At 68.1% G+C, this 21002-nt stretch carries 21 protein-coding genes; 13 read left to right on the forward strand and 8 right to left on the reverse strand.

Translation table 11 applies throughout. The features are described from left to right. The 3 genes from topA to tldD all read right to left on the reverse strand — a co-directional run. A partial coding sequence (gene topA, locus JSE7799_RS09290; RefSeq protein ID WP_055663372.1) for a type I DNA topoisomerase occupies nt 1–2566 on the reverse strand: 2566 nt, incomplete at its 3' end. Between the two features lie 211 nt (nt 2567–2777). Next, nucleotides 2778–3974, reverse strand: a complete 1197-nt coding sequence (gene dprA, locus JSE7799_RS09295; RefSeq protein WP_083480428.1) for a DNA-processing protein DprA — start codon at nt 3972–3974, stop codon at nt 2778–2780. Nucleotides 3975–4051: 77 nt separating this feature from the next. After that, nucleotides 4052–5482: a metalloprotease TldD gene (gene tldD, locus JSE7799_RS09300; RefSeq protein ID WP_055663373.1), complete on the reverse strand. Its 1431-nt coding sequence runs from the start codon at nt 5480–5482 to the stop codon at nt 4052–4054. Between the two features lie 378 nt (nt 5483–5860). Between tldD and coxB the strand changes: the two genes are divergently transcribed. The 11 genes from coxB to JSE7799_RS09355 all read left to right on the forward strand — a co-directional run bounded on the left by coxB (nt 5861) and on the right by JSE7799_RS09355 (nt 15710). Beyond that, a complete protein-coding gene (coxB, locus tag JSE7799_RS09305; RefSeq protein ID WP_144431634.1) occupies nt 5861–6775 on the forward strand; it encodes a cytochrome c oxidase subunit II in 915 nt (304 codons plus the stop codon). Nucleotides 6776–6782: 7 nt separating this feature from the next. Next, complete coding sequence (cyoE, locus tag JSE7799_RS09310; protein ID WP_055663375.1) at nt 6783–7730, forward strand: heme o synthase; 948 nt, start codon at nt 6783–6785, stop codon at nt 7728–7730. Further along, nucleotides 7730–7915, forward strand: coding sequence for a cytochrome c oxidase system small membrane protein (locus JSE7799_RS09315; RefSeq protein WP_245624847.1), 186 nt, complete (start codon nt 7730–7732; stop codon nt 7913–7915). The genes cyoE and JSE7799_RS09315 overlap by 1 nt, the downstream gene beginning before the upstream one ends. Further along, nucleotides 7912–8532, forward strand: a complete 621-nt coding sequence (locus tag JSE7799_RS09320; RefSeq protein ID WP_055663376.1) for a cytochrome c oxidase assembly protein — start codon at nt 7912–7914, stop codon at nt 8530–8532. The genes JSE7799_RS09315 and JSE7799_RS09320 overlap by 4 nt, the downstream gene beginning before the upstream one ends. A gap of 11 nt (nt 8533–8543) precedes the next feature. Next, nucleotides 8544–9356, forward strand: a complete 813-nt coding sequence (locus JSE7799_RS09325; RefSeq protein ID WP_055663377.1) for a cytochrome c oxidase subunit 3 — start codon at nt 8544–8546, stop codon at nt 9354–9356. A gap of 94 nt (nt 9357–9450) precedes the next feature. Continuing rightward, a complete protein-coding gene (locus JSE7799_RS09330; protein ID WP_055663378.1) occupies nt 9451–10119 on the forward strand; it encodes an SURF1 family protein in 669 nt (222 codons plus the stop codon). A gap of 14 nt (nt 10120–10133) precedes the next feature. Next, on the forward strand, nt 10134–11519 hold the full coding sequence (gene thrC, locus JSE7799_RS09335) for a threonine synthase (protein WP_055663379.1): 1386 nt from the start codon (nt 10134–10136) through the stop codon (nt 11517–11519). After that, on the forward strand, nt 11516–12775 hold the full coding sequence (locus JSE7799_RS09340; protein ID WP_055663380.1) for a M16 family metallopeptidase: 1260 nt from the start codon (nt 11516–11518) through the stop codon (nt 12773–12775). The genes thrC and JSE7799_RS09340 overlap by 4 nt, the downstream gene beginning before the upstream one ends. Further along, nucleotides 12775–13350, forward strand: coding sequence for a GNAT family N-acetyltransferase (locus JSE7799_RS09345; protein ID WP_055663403.1), 576 nt, complete (start codon nt 12775–12777; stop codon nt 13348–13350). The genes JSE7799_RS09340 and JSE7799_RS09345 overlap by 1 nt, the downstream gene beginning before the upstream one ends. Nucleotides 13351–13476: 126 nt before the next feature. After that, the gene (locus JSE7799_RS09350) at nt 13477–14295 is read left to right on the forward strand and encodes an MBL fold metallo-hydrolase (RefSeq protein WP_055663381.1); all 819 of its coding nucleotides are present in this window, start codon (nt 13477–13479) and stop codon (nt 14293–14295) included. Next, entirely contained in the window at nt 14292–15710 is a 1419-nt protein-coding gene (locus tag JSE7799_RS09355) for an FAD-binding oxidoreductase (RefSeq protein ID WP_055663382.1), read from the forward strand. The genes JSE7799_RS09350 and JSE7799_RS09355 overlap by 4 nt, the downstream gene beginning before the upstream one ends. Before the next feature lie 170 nt (nt 15711–15880). Here the strand turns inward: JSE7799_RS09355 and JSE7799_RS09360 are convergent, their stop codons facing one another. The 5 genes from JSE7799_RS09360 to JSE7799_RS09380 all read right to left on the reverse strand — a co-directional run bounded on the left by JSE7799_RS09360 (nt 15881) and on the right by JSE7799_RS09380 (nt 19639). Beyond that, complete coding sequence (locus JSE7799_RS09360) at nt 15881–16417, reverse strand: adenine phosphoribosyltransferase (RefSeq protein WP_055663383.1); 537 nt, start codon at nt 16415–16417, stop codon at nt 15881–15883. Nucleotide 16418: 1 nt separating this feature from the next. Beyond that, nucleotides 16419–17075, reverse strand: coding sequence for a DUF2927 domain-containing protein (locus JSE7799_RS09365; protein ID WP_055663384.1), 657 nt, complete (start codon nt 17073–17075; stop codon nt 16419–16421). 11 nt (nt 17076–17086) lie between these two features. Beyond that, nucleotides 17087–17950 carry an S-methyl-5'-thioadenosine phosphorylase gene (locus JSE7799_RS09370; RefSeq protein WP_055663385.1) on the reverse strand — a complete coding sequence of 288 codons (864 nt, stop codon included), beginning with the start codon at nt 17948–17950 and terminating at the stop codon, nt 17087–17089. Between the two features lie 257 nt (nt 17951–18207). Beyond that, a complete protein-coding gene (locus JSE7799_RS09375; RefSeq protein WP_055663386.1) occupies nt 18208–19044 on the reverse strand; it encodes a glycosyltransferase in 837 nt (278 codons plus the stop codon). Then, a complete protein-coding gene (locus JSE7799_RS09380) occupies nt 19037–19639 on the reverse strand; it encodes a flavin reductase family protein (protein WP_055663387.1) in 603 nt (200 codons plus the stop codon). Before JSE7799_RS09380 ends, JSE7799_RS09375 begins: the two co-directional genes overlap by 8 nt. Before the next feature lie 66 nt (nt 19640–19705). Between JSE7799_RS09380 and JSE7799_RS09385 the strand changes: the two genes are divergently transcribed. Together JSE7799_RS09385 and JSE7799_RS09390 are read left to right on the forward strand one after the other, a co-directional pair. After that, the gene (locus JSE7799_RS09385; protein WP_055663388.1) at nt 19706–20176 is read left to right on the forward strand and encodes a GNAT family N-acetyltransferase; all 471 of its coding nucleotides are present in this window, start codon (nt 19706–19708) and stop codon (nt 20174–20176) included. Between the two features lie 51 nt (nt 20177–20227). Further along, entirely contained in the window at nt 20228–20989 is a 762-nt protein-coding gene (locus JSE7799_RS09390) for an EcsC family protein (RefSeq protein ID WP_055663389.1), read from the forward strand. Nucleotides 20990–21002 lie beyond the last annotated feature (13 nt).

Here is a 21002-nt window from a genome sequence, read left to right on the forward strand (position 1 = left end):
GTGTCTTGCGCTTGGGCGCCTTCGCGGCCTTCGCGTCGATCAGCTCGATCGCCTGCGCTAAAGTGATCTCCTCGGGCGAGACCTCCTTGGGCAGCGTCGCGTTGACCTTTTCCCACTTCACGTAAGGCCCGTAGCGGCCTTCCATGACGTTGACCGCCCCGCCGCTTTCGGGATGTTCGCCCAGTTCGCGCAAAGGTTCGACGGTGCGACCCCGCCCGCCGCGTTTGGCCAGCTTTTCGGCCAGCAACTCCACCGCGCGGTTCATGCCGATGGTGAAGATCTCCTCCTCCTCCGGGAGGTTGGCATAGACCTTGTTCCAGCGGACATAGGGGCCGTAGCGGCCGAGATTGGTCTCGATCGGCGCGCCATCCTCGGGATGCGTGCCCACCAGACGCGGCAGGGACAGAAGCTGCAGCGCGCGGTCGAGATCGACCGTCTCCGGCGCCCAGGCCTTGGGCAGGCTCGAACGCTTGGGCTTCTTGTTCTCCTCGCTCACCTCGCCAAGCTGGACATAGGGCCCGAAGCGCCCGGTCTTGAGCCAGACCTCTTCGCCGCTCTCGGGCTCGACGCCCAGCATGCGGTCGGCGCCGACGGCCTGCTCGCCCTCCATGCCCGGGGGGCCGAAGGGGCGGGTATAGCGGCATTCAGGATAGTTCGAGCACCCGATGAACGCGCCGCCGGATCGGGCGGTCCGCATCGAAAGACGGCCCGCCTCGCAATTGGGGCACAGGCGCGGATCGGTGCCGTCGCCACGATCGGGGAAGAGATGCGGCTCGAGGACCTCGTTGATCTTTTCCAGAACCTCGGTGATGCGAAGCTCGCTCGTTTCGCCGATGGCGGCGGAGAAGTCGCGCCAGAACCGGTCGAGCACGTCCTTGTAGTCGCGGTCGCCGGCGGAAACCTCGTCGAGCTCCTCCTCCAGCCCCGCGGTGAAGTCGTAGCTGACGTAGCGCGGGAAGTAGTTGACCAAGAAGGCCGTCACGAGCCGTCCCTGATCCTCGGGGAACAGCCGGTTGCCCTCCTTGCGCACATATCCGCGGTCCACGATGGTCGACAGGATCGACGCGTAGGTCGAGGGGCGGCCAATCCCCAACTCCTCCATCGCCTTGACGAGCGTGGCCTCGGTGTAACGCGGCGGGGGCTGCGTGAAATGCTGCTGGCCGAGGACGGCGGCGCTGTCGCCCCGCAGGAGCACGTTTTCGGAGGTCTCGTCCCTGTAGGCGCCGGCGACCTTTTTCGCGGCCTCGCCCTCCATGATCTGCGGCAGGCGCTTGTCGTCGTCGGAGGCGCCGGGATCGTCGTCGCGCCCCTCCGTATAGACCTTCATGAATCCGTCGAAGACGATGACCTGCCCCGTCGCGCGCAGCTCCACCTGCGCGTCGCGGTCGCGGATCGTCACCGTGGTCCGCTCCAGCCGGGCCGCCTCCATCTGGCTGGCCAGCGTGCGCTTCCAGATCAGGTCGTAGAGCTTCTTCTGATCGGGCTCGCTCACGCGGATGTCGTCGGCCGACTTGGTCATGTCGGTCGGGCGGATGCATTCATGCGCTTCCTGCGCGTTCTTGGCCTTGTTCTTGTACATGCGCGGGCTGGCAGGGACGTAATTGCCGCCGTAGCGGGCCTTGATCGCGTCGCGGGCGGCGTGGACGGCCTCGGGCGCCATGTCGATCCCGTCGGTCCGCATGTAGGTGATGAGCCCGGCCTCGTAGAGACGCTGCGCCGTGGACATGGCGGCCTTCGCGCCCATGCCGAACTTGCGGCTGGCCTCCTGCTGAAGCGTGGAGGTCATGAAGGGCGGCGCGGGATTGCGGGTGCCGGGCTTGGCCTCGACGGAAACGACGTTGAGGTCGCGGGTCTCGACGGCCTGCACGGCAAGCTCGGCCTGCGTCGCGTCGGCGAGGTCGAAGCGGTCGAGCTTCTTTCCTGCGAGCGCCACGAGCCGCGCCTCGAAGGTCTGGCCGCGCGGCGTCTCCAGCATGGTGCGGACCGACCAGTATTCGCGCGCATCGAACGCCTCGATCTCCATCTCGCGCTCGACCACGAGACGCAGCGACACCGACTGCACCCGGCCCGCCGATTTCGAGCCGGGCAGCTTGCGCCACAGGACCGGGCTGAGGTTGAAACCCACGAGGTAGTCGAGCGCACGGCGCGCCAGATAGGCGTGGACCAGCGGGCGGTCGATCTCGCGCGGGTTGGCGATGGCTTCCTGAACGGCCTTCTTGGTGATGGCGTTGAAGGCCACGCGGCTGATCGGCATGTCCTTCCTGATGCCGCGACGCGACGTGAGCGCCTCCTGCAGGTGCCAGGAGATCGCCTCGCCCTCGCGGTCGGGGTCGGTGGCGAGGATCAGGTTGGGATCGGCGGCCAGCGCGTCGGCGATTTCCTTGATCCGCTTCTTCGAGTCCGCCGGCACTTCCCACGTCATGTCCCAGCCTTCGGGATCGACGGAGCCGTCCTTGCCCACGAGGTCGCGAACATGTCCGTAGCTGGCCAGCACCTTGTAGTCGCTGCCGAGATAGCCGTTGATGGTCTTGGCCTTGGCCGGGGATTCGACGACGACGACGGGCATGGGCGATCACCTCGGACGGATTGGAAGACAGCACGGCGGGCGGGGTGCGGCGGGGCCGGTCCCTTGGGCCGCGGACCATGTGGGCGCTGTCCGGGTATTGTCAATGCCGGGATCGGAGCGGGGCCGCCGGGTGTCGAAGCAGGCGGTTCCGGTGCGCCCTGACCCGTTTACGTTGGGGAATCGGGGGCCGTCGCACCCGGCAGGTGCCCCGTCAGACCCGCATCAGGCCACCCCCCGGGGCGCGCAGGACGAGGCCCGTCAGCTCCATCTCCGAAAGTTGCGCGGCGAGGAGATCCTTCGGAATGCCGCCGGTACCCAGCACGTCGCGGATCAGGTCGTCCTCCTCCACCGGGGCATGCGACAGGTGGTCGAGGATGCAGCGCCGCACGTGGTCGGGCTCTGGCGCGACGACCGCCTGCCGCGCCGCTGGCGGACGGGCAGGATGGGCCGGTTCGGGCATTTCCGCCGTCGCGATCGCCTCCATCACGTCCTCGACCCCGCGCACCAACGTCGCGCCGTCGCGCAGCAGCAGATTGCACCCGCCGGTTCGCCCGTCGAACGGGTGGCCCGGCACGGCCATCACCTCCCGCCCCGCATCGGCGGCGTCGCGCGCGGTGATCATCGATCCGGACCGTGCCGCCGCCTCGACGACCACGACCCCCTGCGCCAAGCCGGCGACGATCCGGTTGCGCCGGGGGAAGTCGCGGGCCTGCGGCTCCAGCCCGTAGGGGCGCTCCGACAGGGCGCAGCCTTCGGCGGCAATGCGCGCGGCAAGATCAGCATTCTCGCGTGGATAGACCCGGTCGAGCCCGCCGGCATGCACCGCCACCGTGCCCCCCTGCCCCGCCAGCGCCGCCTCGTGCGCGGCCGTATCGACACCGCGGGCCAGCCCCGAAACCACTGTCACGCCCCCCTCCGACAGATCGCGGCCGAGCGCGCGGGCCATCCGCAGCGCCAGCGACGACGCATTGCGCGTGCCCACAAGCGCGACGGCGGCATGCGCGTTCAGCAGCTCGACCCGACCTTCGGCCCACAGGACACAAGGCGGATCGGAGACGTGGCGGAGGCGTTCGGGGTAGCCGGGAGCCCCCAGAGTCAGGAGCCGCGCCCCGCGCTTGTGTCCGGCGGCCAGTTCCCGGCGGATCTGGGCAGGTTCGGCGGGGCGGTAGCCCGCATCCCCCGCGCGCGCCGCGACATCCGGCAGGGCCTCGAGCGCGGCGACGGCGCTTCCGTGCTGCGCCAGCATCCGCCGCCAGGTGGCCGAGCCGACGCGCCGGGACCGGATCAGGCGCAGCCGGGCGAAGGTCTCCTCCTCCGACGGAGAGGCGTCGAAGAATGGCAGCGGCCCTTCCGCGAACCCGACCGCCCCCTCGGGCACCGCGAGGAGGTCGAAACAGGGCTCGGGCATGGCGTGTATCATGGCCGCGAGAATTCGCGGCTGAGGATTAGGATTCGGTTAACGGCGCGACGGACGCAGCCGCCGCGTCACGTGGCCGAGCCACCGACCGTCAGGCCGCCGATCAGGAGCGTCGGCTGCCCCACGCCCACCGGCACCCACTGGCCCGCCTTGCCGCAATTGCCCATACCGGGATCGAGCGTCATGTCGTTGGCAATGCCGCGGATATTGGTCAGCGCGGTCGCCCCGTCGCCGATCAGCGTGGCGCCCTTGACCGGGGCGCCGATGCGGCCGTCCTTCACGCGGTAGGCCTCGGTGCAGGAAAACACGAACTTGCCGTTGGTGATGTCCACCTGACCGCCGCCGAACCCGACGGCCCAGATGCCGTCCTTCATATCGGCCACGATATCCCCGGGCGATGCATCGCCGCCCAGCATGTAGGTGTTCGTCATCCGGGGCATCGGCGCATGGGCATAGCTCTCGCGCCGTCCGTTGCCCGTCGGCTCCACCCCCATCAGGCGCGCGCTCTGACGGTCCTGCATATAGCCGACGAGAATGCCGTCCTCGATCAGCACGTTCCGGCGCGAAGGCGTGCCCTCGTCGTCGACGGTGATCGAGCCGCGCCGGTCCGGGATCGTGCCGTCGTCGAGAACGGTGACGCCGGGGGCGGCGACCCGCTGGCCCATCAGGCCGGCGAACGCGGATTGCTGCTTGCGATTGAAATCGCCCTCGAGCCCGTGGCCTACCGCCTCGTGGAGCAGGATGCCGGGCCATCCGGGGCCCAGCGCCACGTCCATCATACCCGCCGGCGCCGGTTCGGCCGAAAGGTTGACGACGGCGATGCGCAGCGCCTCGCGCACCACGCTTTTCCAATGGTCGCGGCCCATCAGCCCCTCAAGCCCGACCCGGCCGCCGCCGCCGGCGGATCCGCTTTCGCGGCGGCCGTTCTCGTCGACGATCACGGAGACGTTGAGCCGCACCATCGGGCGGGTATCCGACACCGACAGGCCTTCGGGGCGCAGGATCTCGACCTCCTGGATCGACGCGGCGAGGGAGGCGGTGACCTGAACCACGCGCGGGTCGAGGGCGCGCGCGAAGGCGTCGATCTCGGCCAGCATGTCGAGCTTGACCGGAAAGGCCTGTCCCGCGATCGGATCGTCGTCGCCATAGAGCCTGCGGTTCGTGCGCGCCGGCGCCTCGGCCAGTGTCCCACCCCCGTCGCCCACGGCAAGGCGGGCCGTTTCGGCGGCGCGGCGCAGGGCGGCGTCGGAGATCTCGGTGGAATGGGCGTAGCCGGCCGTCTCGCCCCGGACCGCACGCAGACCGAACCCTTCCGAGGCATCGTAGCTTGCCGTGCGAAGGCGCCCGTCGTCGAAAACCAGCGCCTCGGATCTGCGGCGCTCCAGAAACAGTTCCCCGTCATCGGCGCCCTCGGTCGCGGCGCGCAACGTCGCAAGCGCGGCATCGCGGTCGAGCATCGTATCGAGGGGGCGGAAGGGGGCTTCGGGCGCGTCGGTCATCTGGGTCTCCTGCGGGTTGCACGACAGATAGGACGTCGGGGCGGCGGATCCCATGGGCCCCGCGCCCCGTGGCGGCACGAAAACAAGGACTGCAAAGGGACGAGTCCGGCGCATCCCCACCCCATGTGACGGAGACGGGCGCATCGGGGCGACGTCGCGCCGGGCCCGTTCCGCAGGCGTCGAGGCGAAAAAATCGTGGACGGGCGCGGGCCATCGGTGGCACCCTGAGGCGGCATTCGGGCGCGGTCATAGGGTGCGGGCAAGGTGCGACAGATCACCCTCGACCCCTTGCCGAGTCGCGTTCCGATATGATCTTAGGCGCGCAGGACGAACGGGGACTGCACGTCGTCGCCCCGGACACGAGACAGGATGAACCGCATGAAGTTGCTCTCGCCGAAGGCTTTCGCCCTCAAAGCCGCCGCAATGCTCGCCGCTCTGCCGGCTCTGGCGCAGGATGCCGTCGTCGTGCCCGAGACGGAACCGGCACCCGGCCCGTTCTTTCGGGACCTTGAGGTCATCGGCCAGCCGCAGCCGGGCGGCGTGGGATTCCAGCCCGCGTCGACGTCGCTGGCCTTCGAGGTGAACTGGCTCGACGGGTTGCTGCTGGTGATGATCGCGATCATCACCATCTTCGTCACCGGCCTGCTTGCCTGGGTGATCCTGCGCTACAACCACAGGGCCAACCCGAACCCGGCCGCCTTCACGCACAATTCGCCGCTCGAGGTGACCTGGACCATCGTGCCGATCCTGATCCTCGTCTCGATCGGGGCCTTCTCGCTGCCGGTCCTGTTCGACCAGCAGCGCATCCCGAATGCCGAAGCCGATGTCGTCGTGAAGGTCTCGGGCTTTCAGTGGGCCTGGAACTACGACTATGTCGATGAGGATATCGCCTTCGACAGCTACATGATCGGCGCCGATACCGGAAACCAGCTTACCGCCGATTCCCTCGAGGACCTGAGACTGGCGGGCTACGCCGAGGAGCATTTCCGCCTTGCCACCGACACCTCCGTCGTGGTTCCGGTGAACCAGACGATCGTGATGCAGGTGACGGCGACCGACGTGATCCACTCCTGGACCATCCCGTCCTTCGGGGTGAAGCAGGACGGCATTCCCGGCCGCCTCGCGCAGCTTTGGTTCCGCGCCGAGGAAGAAGGCGTCTATTTCGGCCAGTGCTCCGAGCTTTGCGGAATCTCGCACGCATTCATGCCGATCACGGTGAAGGTGGTCTCGGAGGCGGAATATGCGCGCTGGCTGGCGGCGATGAAGTCCGACAACCCGCCGCTGACCTGGTGAGGCAGGCATGACGGACGCCTCGCTCCACGCGCTCGACCGGGCCGAGATCGGTCCCGCCGACGAGGCGGGGCTTGGCGATTACTGGCAGCTTCTGAAGCCGCGACTGATGTCGCTGTCGGTGTTCACCGCGCTGGTGGGCCTGATCGTCGCGCCGGGTGATCTGCATCCGTTCCTCGGGGCGACCTCCATCCTGTGGATCGCGCTGGGGGCCGGTGCGTCCGGCGCGCTCAACATGTGGTTCGACGCCGATATCGATCGGGTGATGCGCCGCACCCGGAACCGTCCGATCCCGGCCGGCCGGGTCGCGCCGTCGGATGCGCTGGCGCTGGGTCTGTTCCTGTCGGCCCTGTCGGTGGTGATGCTGGGCCTGACGGCGAATTGGGTCGCGGCAGGGTGGCTGGCCTTCACGATCTTCTTCTACGCGGTCATCTACTCGATGTGGCTCAAGCGGACGACGTCGTGGAATACGGTGATCGGCGGACTCGCCGGGGCCTTCCCTCCGATGATCGGCTGGGCGGCCGCGACCGGCGGCACGCCGCTCGAGGCGTGGCTTCTGGTTGGCCTCATCTTCATGTGGACGCCGCCGCATTTCTGGGCGCTCGCGCTGTTCGTGAAGATGGATTATCACGAGGCCCGCATTCCGATGCTGACCGTCACGCATGGCCGCGACGCCACGCGGCGACAGGCCTTCCTCTATGCGCTGGGTCTTGCGGCCGTATCGCTCGCCACCGCGGTGTCGAGCCTCGGCGGGCCGCTGACGCTCGCGGTGGCGCTCGTGCTCAACGGCGTCTTCCTATATCATGCCTTCGCCGTGTGGCGGCGCGACGATGCCGCCTCCGAGGCCGACCGACACGCGGCCGAGCGGGCGATGTTCAAGTGGTCGCTCGTCTACCTTTTCGCGCATTTCTCGGTCTTCGTGGCCGAGGCTGCGCTGGGCTCGTACGGGGGCTGGTGATGCACCGCGATCACGAAATTCATAACCGTCGCAAGGGTCGCAATTTCGGCCTTCTCGCGGTGCTCGTCGTCTTCATCCTGCTCATCTTCGGTGTGACGGTGGTGAAGATACGAAGCGGCGGCCTGTCGGAGGCGTTCGATCATGTCCTGCGCCCCTCGGCCATGGGCGTGGAGGATGGAGAATGAGCTATTGGTCGAATCTCTCGCCGAACGGCCGCGTGGTCGCGGCGACGGTGGCCACCGTGGTCGGGATGGGGTCTCTGGGCTGGGCGGCGGTGCCGCTCTACGACCTGTTCTGCCGCGTCACCGGCTATGGCGGCACCACGAGCCAAGCGGAGACCGGATCGGAGCGGATGTCCGAGGAGACGGTGCTGGTCCGGTTCGATGCGTCGAAGGAGCGGGACATGCCGTGGGACTTCGCCCCGGTGGAGCGGACGATGCGGGTGCGTTTGGGCGAGACAAATCTCGCCTTCTACGAGGCGACGAATCCGACCGACACGGCGAGTGCGGGCACCGCCGCCTTCAACGTCGCGCCCTATGCCGCCGGTCCGCATTTCGTGAAGATCGATTGCTTCTGTTTCGAACAGCAGGTTCTCGAGGCGGGCGAGACGGTTTCGATGCCCGTGACCTTCTACGTGGATCCGGCGATTCTGGACGACCCCGATGCCGGGGCCTTCCCCGAGATCACCCTGTCTTATACCTTCTACGCAGCCGACCTGCCCGAGGAATATGCAGCACTCGATGCGGGACTTGACGCCAACGCCGCCGTGACCGATTCCGGAAGCCCGGCACAGACCAATTAAGAGGCACGACGATGGCCCACGCCAAGAACCACGACTATCACATTCTGCCGCCTTCGGTCTGGCCCTTTGTCGGCGCGGTCGCGGGCTTCTTCATGCTGATCGGCGCGGTGATCTGGATGTCGCCCAATGTCGAGAACAACCATCCCTGGCTGTTCCTGGCGGGCTTCGTGGCCGTGCTCGGCGTGATGGCCGGCTGGTGGAGCGACGTCATCAAGGAATCGAACGCAGGCGACCACACGCCCGTCGTCCGAATCGGTCTGCGCTACGGCTTCATCTTCTTCATCATGTCGGAGGTGATGTTCTTCGCGGCCTGGTTCTGGTCGTTCTTCAAGCATGCGATCTACCCGATGGGCCCCGAGAGCCCGTATGTCGACGGCATCTGGCCGCCTGCCGGGATCGAGACGTTCGACCCGTGGCACCTTCCGCTCATCAACACGCTGATTCTTCTGTGCTCCGGCGCGGCGGCGACGTGGGCGCACCACGCCCTCGTCCACGAGAACAACCGCGACGACATGAAGTGGGGCCTGACGCTGGCGATCGGACTTGGCGTCCTGTTCACCGTGTTCCAGGTCTACGAATACTCGCATGCCGCCTTCGGCTTCGCGGGCAACATCTACGGCGCGAACTTCTTCATGGCGACGGGCTTCCACGGCGTGCACGTCGTGATCGGAACGATCTTCCTCGCGGTCTGCCTGCTGCGGCTTCAGCAGGGGCATTTCACGCAGAGCAAGCATATCGGCTTCGAGGCGGCGGCGTGGTATTGGCACTTCGTGGACGTCGTCTGGCTGTTCCTCTTCGCGGCGATCTACGTCTGGGGCGGCTGAGCGCCCACTCGCCGACCATGGCGGGACGACCGCACAAGATCATTCAGGACGGCGTGGGGGTATCCCGCGCCGTCCGCCGTTGAGAAGGTCCCCGATGCGCCTAATCCTACCTCTCGTCTTCGGTATCGGCGGGTTCGCCGTGCTCATGGCGCTCGGCATCTGGCAGCTCCAGCGGCTCGAGTGGAAGGAAGCCGTCATCGCAGAGATCGAGGCGCGGATCGACGACGCGCCCACGCCCCTGCCGGCCTCTCCCGATCCCGCGCGCGACAATTTCCGCCCCGTGCGGCTCGACGCGGAGATTGCGGGCGCACCGTTGCGCGTGCTGGGCGCGTGGCGCGGGGGCGGCAGCGGGTTCCGCATCGTGGTCCCGGCCGAGACGGCGGAGGGACGCCGCCTGCTTGTCGATCTCGGGATCGTCCCGCTCGAGGCGGAGAACCCGCTGGCGGCTGCGCCCGAGGGTCCGCTGGCCATTACCGGGAACCTGTCCTGGCCCGACGACGTCACGCCGGGCACGCCGCAGCCGGAGGGCGACCTGTGGTATGCGCGGGACGTGCCCTCCATGGCCGCGGCCCTCGACACCGAGCCGCTTCTGGTCGTCGCGCGCGACGTCGCACCCGCCATTGCCCCCCGCCCCGTCCCCGTCGGCACCGAAGGGATCGCCAACAGCCATCTGGGCTATGCAATCCAGTGGTTCGCCCTGGCTCTCGTATGGGCGGGGATGACAGCCTATCTTGGCTGGCGTATCAGGCGCCGCACCATCTGAAGGCATCATCCTCCATGAACTACATCTCCACCCGCGGGCAGGCGCCCGTTCTCGGCTTCGAGGACACGATGCTGACCGGGCTCGCCCGTGACGGCGGCCTTTACGTGCCCGAGGCGGTTCCGGTGCTGTCTCAGGGCGATATCGCCGCGATGGCGGGGCTTCGCTACGAGGAGGTCGCGCTGCGGGTCATGCGACCCTTCGTGGCGGATGCGTTTGCGGAGGATGACTTCGCCGCGATGATCGCCCGGGCCTATGCGGGATTCGGTCACCCCGCCCGCGCGCCGCTGAAGCAGCTCGCGCCGAACCACTTCCTGCTGGAGCTGTTCCACGGGCCGACGCTGGCCTTCAAGGACTTCGCGATGCAGCTCATCGGCCAGATGTTCGAGCATACGCTGACCCGGCGCGGCACGCGCGCCACCATCGTGGGCGCGACGAGCGGCGATACCGGGTCGGCCGCAATCGAGGCGTTCCGAGGACTGGATGCGGCCGATGTGTTCATCCTCTATCCGCATGGGCGCGTCTCGGACGTCCAGCGCCGCCAGATGACCACGCCCGACGAGGCGAACGTCCACGCCGTGGCCCTCACCGGTGATTTCGACGACTGCCAGGCGCGCGTGAAGGACATGTTCAACGACTTCGCCTTCCGTGACGGTGTAAACCTGACGGCGGTCAACTCGATCAACTTCGCCCGCGTTCTGGCGCAGGTCGTCTATTACTTCACCGCGGCCACGGCGCTTGGCGCGCCGCACCGTCCCGTCTCCTTTACCGTGCCGTCGGGCAATTTCGGCGACGTCTTCGCGGGCCATATCGCCCGGCGCATGGGCTTGCCGATCAAGCGGCTGGTGGTCGCGACCAACCGCAACGACATCCTGCATCGCTGCCTGACGACGGGCGAGTACCGGACGGGCGAGGTGCATCCGACGATTTCACCGTCGATGGATATTCAGGTCTCGTCGAACTTTGAGCGCGCGCTGCACCTCGCCTATGGCGGCGACGGCGGCGCGATTGCGCAACTCATGGAGGAGCAGCGCAGCGGCGGCTTCAGCGTCAGTCAAGGCGCCTTGCAGGCCCTGCGCGAAATCTACACCTCCGGCCGCGCCTCGGAAGCGGAAACATCCGCCGCGATTCGTGCCGCGCGGGAGCGGACGGGAGAGCTTCTGTGCCCCCATACCGCCGTCGGCTATCACGTCGCGCAGGACCATCAGGGGGCGACGCCGATGGTCACGCTCGCCACCGCGCATCCGGCCAAGTTCCCCGACGCGGTCGAGGCCGCCACCGGTATCCGTCCCCCGCTGCCCCCACGCATGGCCGATCTGTTCGACCGGCCCGAGCGTATCGCCCGCGTCGAGAATGATCTCCACGCCATCGAGACCCTGATCGAAGGAAACCGCGCCGCATGAGCACACAGCTCCACCGCCTGTCCAACGGCGTCCGCGTCGTCACCGAACACATGCCAAGCCTGCAATCCGCCGCCGTGGGCGTCTGGGTCGGCGCGGGCGGACGCCACGAGGCGCCGGAGCAGAACGGCATCGCGCATTTCCTCGAACACATGGCCTTCAAGGGCACCACCCGGCGCAGCGCCCTGCAAATCGCCGAGGAGATCGAGGATGTCGGCGGCTACATCAACGCCTACACCTCGCGCGAGGTGACGGCCTACTACGCACGCGTCTTGGCGGCCGACGTGCCGCTGGCGGTGGATATGATTGCCGACATCGTGCTCAACCCCGTCTTCGACCCCCGCGAGATCGAGATCGAGCGTGGTGTGATCCTCCAGGAGATCGGACAGGCCCTCGACACGCCCGACGACATCATCTTCGACTGGCTGCAGGAGGCGGCTTATCCCGAGCAGCCCATGGGCCGCACGATCCTCGGCCCGGCCGAGCGGGTCGAGGCGTTCAACCGCGCCGACCTGCAACGCTTCACGCAGCAGCATTACGGGCCGGACCAGATCATCCTCGCCGCCGCGGGGGCCGTCGATCACGACGCCCTCTGCCGACTGGCCGAGGATGCCTTTGGCCACCTCACCCGCCGCCCGCAGGCCCTGCCCGATCCGAGCCGGTTCAAGGGCGGTGAGTTCCGCGTGGAGAAGGCGCTGGAACAGGCCCATTTCGCCATCGGGTTCGATCAGCCCGGCTACCGCGACGATGCGATCTATACGGCGCAGGTTTTTGCGGGCGCCATGGGGGGCGGCATGTCGTCGCGCCTGTTCCAGGAAGCGCGGGAACGGCGCGGTCTGTGCTATTCGATCTTCGCCAGCATCGGCGCCTGTTCGGATGCCGGGATGCTGACGATCTATGCCGGGACCGGTGGGGCGGATGTGGCCGACCTCGCGCACCTGACCATCGACGAGCTCAAGCGGGCCGCCGACGACATGAGCGAGGCCGAGATCGCCCGCGCCCGTGCGCAGATGAAGTCGGGGATGCTGATGGGGCTGGAGAGCCCGTCGAGCCGGGCCGAGCGTCTTGCCCGCGTCGTGGCCATCTGGGATCGGGTTCCGCCCCTGTCGGAAGCCATCGCCAAGATCGACGCGGTGGATGTGGCGGGCGTGCGTGCGCATGCGCAGGCGCTTGCGGGAACCGCCCCGGCGCTGGCTCTCTATGGTCCGGTGGATCGCGCGCCCGAGGCCGCGGCCCTTCGGGCGAGGCTCGCTGCGTGATCCTTGCCCCCCTTCGCAAGCCGCGGATCGAGACGGAGCGGATGGTGCTGCGCCTGCCGCAACACTCCGATTACCGTGACTGGACCGCTTTGCGCGAAGGCTCGGCCCGGTTCCTGCAACCGTGGGAGCCGGAATGGGCGCGAGATCATCTCAGCCGCCGCAGCTTTACCAACCGCGTGCAATGGGCCTCGCGCAGCTTCGGCCAGGGCGCGGCGCTCGCGCTGTTCCTGACGCGCAAATCGGACGGCGTGCTGCTGGGTGCGCTGACGCTCGACAACATCCGCCGGGGGCCGGCCCAGACCGGAACGCTGGGCTACTGGATCGGACAGCCCCACGCCCGGCAGGGCTACATGCGCGAGGCGATCGTCGCGGTGGCGCACCACGCCTTCGCGCGCCTCGATCTGAGCCGGCTGGAGGCCGCATGCCTCGAGGAGAACGTGGCGTCGCGCGGCCTACTGGAGCGGTCGGGGTTCAAATACGAGGGCGTCGCGCAGAGCTATCTTCAGATCGCGGGGCGCTGGCGCAACCATGTCCTTTACGCGATGCTTCGCTCGGATCGCCGCGGGCGCGCCTGACACCGCCTTCGCGCCCCTGCCGGTGACGAAATTGCCCCTGCGGCACAGCGCGCGGTTGCCCCCGGACGTCATCCTTGCTTGAATCGGGTCACACGCGATCCGCCCCCGCCCGGATGGGAGAGCCCGATGATCCGCCTGCTTCTATGCCTGATCCTGCTGCCCGCGCTCGCTTCGGCGCAGGACAGGCGGCCCAGCCACTGTATCGCCATCGCCGAGGCGCCGGGGCTTGAATACCTGCATCATGCGTCCTTCGCCGAGCCGCTGGAGGCGCATACGGTGCGGTTGAATTACGTCGATCACGCCATGTTCCTGCTGGAGACCGAGGGCGGCCTTCGCGCGGTGACCGACTACACGGGCTTCCTCGGCTCCGTCCAAGCGCCTGATGTGGTGACGATGAACCGCGCCCATATCTCGCACTGGACGCCGACGCCCGCGCCCGACATCGGGCACGTCCTGCCCGGCTGGTCCGAGCGGGTGGGCGAGCCGGTCGATCATCACCTCGATCTGGGCGAGATGCTGGTGCGCTCCGTCTCGACCGACATCCGGTTCTCGGTCGGCGGCGGGGTGGAGCGGAACGGCAACGCCATCTTCGTCTTCGAAGTGGCGGGCCTGTGCATTGGCCATCTGGGCCATCTTCACCACGAGCCGGACGCCGCACAATACGCCGCGCTCGGACGGCTCGACGTCGTGATGGCGCCGGTGGACGGGGGCCTGACGCTGGACCTGCCGACGATGATCGCGGTGCTGCAACGCCTGCGTTCGTCGGTCGTGATCCCGATGCACTGGTTCGGCACGGCCTCGCTGGAGCGGTTTCTCGACGGGATGGCGGGCGATTTCGAAATCGACCGCCGCGACGCGAGCTTCGTCGAGGTGTCGCTGAACACCCTGCCCTCCCGGCCGACGGTCGTCGTGCTGCAACCGCGCCTTCTTACGGAGATGGAATGAAGGATTTGACCTCCGCCACCGGCGACTTCGCCGAGCGGCTTCGCCGGGATCTGCCCGCCGCTGCGTTTCGGGAGATGGAGCCCCGCTACCTCGAGGAGCCGCGCGGCCGCTGGGCGGGGCGCGACGGTCTGCTGCTGGCCCCCGGCACCACCGAGGAGGTCGCCACGATTGTCCGTGCCGCCGCCGACGCGTGCGTTCCCGTTGTCCCCTATGGCGGAGGAACAGGCCTTGTCGGAGGGCAGATCGCGGCGGATCTGGACGCGCCGATCGTCCTGTCGCTGGAGCGGATGAACAGGATCCGCAAGGTAGACGCGACCGAAAACGCGATTACCGTCGAGGCGGGCGTGATCCTGCAATCCGTGCAGGAGGCGGCCGAGGCGGCGGACAGGCTTTTCCCCCTGACCATCGCGGCGCAGGGATCGGCCCGGATCGGCGGCGTCCTCTCGACCAATGCGGGCGGCGTGAACGTCCTGCGCTACGGCAATGCGCGCGACCTGTGCCTCGGGATCGAGGCGGTGCTGCCGGACGGGTCAATCCTGCGCGGCCTGTCGCCGCTGCGCAAGAACAACACCGGCTACGACCTGCGGCATCTCCTGATCGGGGCGGAGGGGACGCTGGGCATCATCACGGCCGCGACGCTCAAGCTGCTGCCCCGCCCGGTCCATACCGGTGCCGCGATGATGGCGGTGCGCGATCCGGCGGCGGCGCTCGATCTGCTGAACCTCGCGCGCGACCGCATCGGCGAGGGCGTCTCCGCCTTCGAATTGATCGGACGCATGGGTCTCGATTTTCTGGCCGAGACGATGCCGGAGGTCCGGCTCCCTCTGGGGACACCCGATTGGTCGGTCCTGATCGACCTCGGGCTGGGTGTATCGGGCGATCCGCAGGCGGCGCTCGAGGATCTGTTCGCCGTCGCCCATGAGGCCGCCCTCGTCACCGACGGCGTCGTCGCGCAGTCCGAGGGACAACGCCGCGACTTCTGGACCCTGCGGGAGTCGATCCCCGAGGCAAACCGGCGCATCGGCTCCGTCTCCTCACATGACATTTCGGTGCCGATCGCCTCGATCCCGGCTTTCATCTCCGAAGGCCCGGCGGCCATTGCAGCAATCGGAGAGTTCCGGATCAACTGCTTCGGCCATGTCGGCGACGGCAACCTGCATTACAACGTGTTTCCGATGCCGGGCCGGTCACGTGCCGATCACGACGAGGACCGCAAAGCGATCAAGACGGCCGTGCATGACCTTGTGCACGCCCATCACGGATCGGTCAGCGCCGAACACGGGGTGGGCCGGCTCAAGGTCGGCGATCTGGAAACTTACCTGGATCCGGGAAAGCTCGCGGCGATGCGCGCGATCAAGCGGGCGCTGGATCCGGCGGGGATCCTGAACCCCGGTGCGGTCCTGCGGGCGAACTGAGGCGCAGGCGATGGCACACGGTCAAGGCGCGAGACATCGGAAAAGGTGCGCCCTGCCTTAGGGAACCGGCAGGGCGCCGGGGGGAAAACATGGCCGTTATTGACCACACCTCAGGATTGCCGCCAAATGGTTAACAAATGGTTACCGCGCAGTCGGGAACGCGAAGAGGATCACGCGCCTTCGAACGCACACAATGCGTGGACCGGCATCCCCATCGCGTCCAGCGCCGCACGTCCGCCCAGATCGGGCAGGTCGATGACGAACGCGCAGCCGACGACCTCCGCGCCCAGCCGCTCCAGAAGCGCGATACCGGCCTTTGCCGTGCCGCCCGTGGCAAGAAGGTCGTCGACGAGGAGCACCTTCGCCCCGGCGGGCAGGGCATCGCGATGCACTTCCAGCGTCGCGGTCCCGTATTCCAGCGCATAATCCTGCGCGAAGGTTTCGCCCGGCAGCTTGCCCGCCTTGCGCACTGGCACGAAGCCGGTGCCCAGTTGATGCGCCATCGCCCCACCTAGAATGAAGCCCCGCGCCTCGAGCCCCGCAATCGCGTCGATCCGCGTGCCTGCGAACGGTGCCAGAAGCTGATCGACGCAAAGCCGCATGCCCCGCGCATCGGCGAACAGCGTCGTGACGTCCCGAAAGAGGATCCCCTCATGCGGGAAGTCGGGAATGGTGCGGATGTAGTCCCGCACGGTCTTGGTATGCATGTCAGTTTTCCTTGTCTTCCGCACCGCGCGCATAATGTCGGCGCAGCGCCATCGCATCCTGTCCCGTCAGCCGCGTGACCGAGTTGCCGGTCTCCGAAAAGAGCGAGCGGCGATAGGCGGGGCCTGCGATGTCGGTCATGAGGCCCAATCCCTGCACGATTTCCTCAAGCAGGATTGAGGCGATCTCACGGCTGGGCGCGGAGGCCGAGACCGCGATCACGGCATGCCCGATCTCGCCATCCCGCGCCCGCAGCGCCACCCGGCCGAGTTCCAGCACGGCCCCGTCCAGATCGGGCACACCGGTGCCGGTCACAACCTCCCCCGGGACCGCATCGACGACGTGGATCTCGATATCCGCCGGCGCGTCCGTGGCACGCCGCAGCGTGATCCGCGCCCCAAGCGCGTTGACCTGCGCAATGGCAGCCTCGAGGCCCGTTTCGTAGAGCATGCGCCGATCGGCGGAGAGGTCATCCGGCAGCGAACTCAGCGCGATGGACACAGCCTCCTCCCGCGCCTGCGGCCAGCGCAGGAACGGCTTGTGGCAGGCCCCGCCGGGCGGAGCGGCACAGGCGACGGCGCGGTAGAAATTCTCGTCCGACAAAGTGCCGTGGGTGAAGACGAATTCCTGCGCCGCCGCCGGAGCGGCGAGCAGAAGCAAGAGCCCAAATCTCACAGCACTCGGCCCGCAATTCCGCGCAACCGTTCGACCATGCCGGGATCGCGCGCGTCAGGGGCGGTCAGCACCGCATGTTCCAGCGCCCTGTCGCAGCCCTCGGCGCAGCCGCCGCCAGAGACGTGCGACGGCAAGGCCGCGACCATCGCCGTGGCGAGTTCGGCATTGCCGTGCAACGTCTTGAGGATCTCGTCGATCTGCACGGAGCCGTGGTCGGGATGCCAGGAATCGTAGTCGGTGATCATGGCGACGGAGGCATAATGCAGCTCCGCCTCTCGGGCGAGCTTGGCCTCCGGCATGTTGGTCATGCCGATCACGTCGCACCCCCAGTCGCGGTAGAGCCGGGATTCCGCCAAGGTGGAGAATTGCGGCCCTTCCATCGCAAGATAGGTGCCGCCTTCATGCACCCGCGCCCCGCCCGCCCGTGCCGCCGCCGCGCAGGCCGCCGACAATGCCGGACAAACGGGGTGCGCGACCGAAACATGCGCCACGAGACCCGGGCCGAAGAATGATTTGTCGCGGGCGAAGGTGCGGTCGATGAACTGGTCCACGATCACGAAATCGCCCGGCGCCATCGCGTCGCGGAACGAGCCGCAGGCAGAGACGGAGACGAGATGCGTCACCCCCGCCGCCTTCATGGCGGCGATATTGGCGCGGTAGGGAATGGAACTGGGAGTATGACGGTGCCCGCGCCCGTGACGGGGCAGGAACACCATGCGCATCCCGTTCATTCGTCCTTCGAACAGCGCATCCGACGGTGCGCCGAAGGGCGTGTCCACGTCGCGCCAGCCGGCCCCCTCCAGCCCCGCGACCGCATAAAGCCCGGAGCCGCCGATTATGCCGATGACCGGATCGCTCACGCCGTCCCTCCCTATGGTCCGCACCGACCCTGCCCGCGGCGCGGGCGAAGCGCAACGGTCCTGCGGCTATGCGGGTGCGGTCGTCGCGTCCGCTCCTGTTCGGCAGCGTCCTTTCGAAGCAGGTTGGAACGGCGTATGCCGCGGCGGACACGGCCGATCTGTCGGATGTCGCCTACCCGGCGCGAACCATGCGACCGAAACCGCCGCGTGCGAGATTTGCAACCGGTCCCTCGCGCCTGGGACCGCCTCCACGACCCTCAGGCCGCCGCGAGGTCCCTGAGCCTGACCGGATCTGCAAAACCGAAATGGCGGCCGAGCGCGCCTTTGAATTCGGACCATTCCATCGGCTCGTGCCACGCCATCGGGCGGCTGCCCTCCTCGAGGCGGAGACTGTCATGGCCGTCGAAGCGGGTGATCAGCTGACCCGGCGCGCCGTTGTCGGTCACCGATGTCCAGCGTTGGCTGAGCGCGAAGTGGCCGAAGCCGTAGACGGTCTTGTGCGCACGCGCCCGCTCGGGCAGCCGGGCCGCGGCGCCGGCGCCCATGAATGGCCTGCGCGACCTGTAGGCGCGCGGCGACTGCCCGGCGTAGAGCGCGACGACGAGGCTGTGGGCGACCGAGAAGCTCCAGGCCGGAACCCCCGCCCCCGCCATTCCCGCCGCCATCCGACGCAGCCGTTCCACGTAGGAGGTCGCCAACGCGTCATCGTCGTCGATGCGGAATTGCGGCACCGCTCCAAAGCCCAACCGTTCCAGCGCCGGCAGCAGCGCCAAGTCGACGCGCGGGGCGTCGGAGACCACCACGTGCACCCGATCGGAGGCATGGCTCTCCAACCGCTCCCGACAGGCGGCGGGCATCAGGTCCGAGGTCAGCAGGACCAGATGCCAGTTTGGATCCGTCTGCGCGGCCAGCGACGGCAGAAGCAGCGTCTCCAGCGTGCGAAACCGAAGCGCCATGCGCGCGGGAGCATAGAGCGTCTCGGCCAGTTCCAGACGCTTCTCCGTCGCCTGCGCCTCGTCGAGGTCGCGCCAGGCGACCCAGTCGCCGCGTCCCGCGAAGGAAAAGCGGCAGAGCCCGACGACGGGTTCACTCACCGGGCCGGCTCAGGGAAAACAGGCTCTCAACGCGGCTGTAATCGCGGTAGCCCAGCCGCGCCATCGGGCCGAAGGTCATGACGTCGAAGCGCCCGTCCCGCAGGCAATCGTCACGCATGTGCACGCCCGTCACCTCCCCGAACACTGCGAAATTGGCCTCGCCCGCAAGCGCGACGATCTGCGTGACGCGGCATTCCAGCGATGCGGGCGCGTCGGCCACGCGCGGACAATCGATCGTGTCGCATTCGGCCTTGGCGGCGCCGGAGAGCAGGAATTCGTCCGTCCCGGCCGGATGCGCGCCCGAAGAGGCATTCATCGTGTCGCGCGCCGCGTATTCCACGATGTTGACGCAAAAGACGCCCGATTCCCGCGCCTGCGCGACGCTGTCCTTGGTGCCCTCGCGGTCCTCCTTGGCGGAGGTCGAGGCGAACATCACCTGCGGCGGAACATAGGCGACGGCGTTGAAGAACGAATAGGGTGCGAGGTTGTCACCCTTGGCACCGCGGGTCGAAATCCATCCGATGGGCCGAGGCGATACAATGGCGTTGAACGGATTGTGCGGAAGGCCGTGGCCGTCTTCGGGGCGGTAGAACATGTAGGGCTCCGTGCATATTCGCCGCAGGACTAGCCCCGCGGCGCGCGAAACGCCACAAGGCCGCTCATGGAACTTGCGCGAGAAACCGATGCCGACGGTCCGGAGGTGGAGGCCCTTCTGGATACCTGCTTTGCGCCGGGGCGGCGGGCGCTGTCGTCCTATCGGCTGCGCGAGGGCGTGCCGCCGGCGCGTAATCTCTGTCTGGTGGCGCGCGCCTCGGGCGGAGAAGTGGCCGCCGCGGTCCGGTACTGGCCCGTCCGGGTGGGCACGCACGATGCGATGCTGCTGGGTCCGATCGCCGTTCACCCCACGCGGCAGGGCGAGGGGCTGGGCGCCTGGATCATGGGGGCGAGCCTCGACCGCGCCGCCGTGGCGGGTGTGAAACGGATCTTGCTGGTGGGCGACGCCCCCTATTACGGGCGGTTCGGATTCCGGCGGCTCGACGGCGTGATCATGCCGCCGCCGACCAATCCCGAACGGGTTCTGGGCCTGTGGGACTGGGACGGCGTCGCGGGCGAGGTCGTGCGGGCGACATGATGCGGTGCCCGCGACTTGCCGCCGCGCCCGACCTCGCCCATATCCTGTGACATGACAGATGCACGCCTCCGCTCCGACCAGATCCTCGAACCGCTCGACCGGGAGGCGGAGCTTGACCGGTTGGCCGAAAAGCTGCGCGATGCCTCGGGCGTAGGCCTGCAACTGCTCAACATGGTCGGCACGCAGGCCGAGAACCTGATCGACATGCTGCCGCAGACGGTGCGCGGCGGCCTCGAACGCGCCACCGCCGCCGCGCTGGAGCAGTCGTTCCGCGCCGCCGCCGCCTCGCGCGGACGGGTCGCCGACACGTCGGACTGGCTGACCCGCGCGATCACGCTGGGCACGGGCGCGGCGGGCGGGTTCGGGGGACTCGCCTCCGCGCTGGCGGAACTGCCGGTGACGACGACGATCATCTTGCGGGCCATTCAGGGTATCGCGGACGAGCACGGGTTCGATCCTGCCAAGCCCGAAGTGCGGGCCGCCTGCCTCAAGGTCTTTGCCGCCGCCGGACCGCTCGACGACGACGATGGCAGCGATCTCAGCTTCATCACCCTGCGCCTGTCGGTCACCGGGCCCGCATTGTCAGGCATGATCGCAAAGATCGCCCCGCGCCTGGCCGTGCCACTGGGCCAGAAGCTCGCCGCGCAGGCGGTTCCGGTTCTCGGATTGGCGGCAGGAGCGGCGACGAATTACGTCTTCACCTCCTATTATCAGGAGATGGCCCGCGTTCAGTTCGGTCTGATGCGTCTGGCGGAGCAGGAGGACGAGCCGCTCGAACACCTCGTCCACGATCTGAAGAAGCGGCTTCTCTGAGGCCTGCCGCGTA

Origin of the sequence: Jannaschia seosinensis, assembly GCF_001408515.1 — a bacterium.
In the GTDB taxonomy this organism is placed as follows: Bacteria; Pseudomonadota; Alphaproteobacteria; order Rhodobacterales; family Rhodobacteraceae; genus Jannaschia; species Jannaschia seosinensis.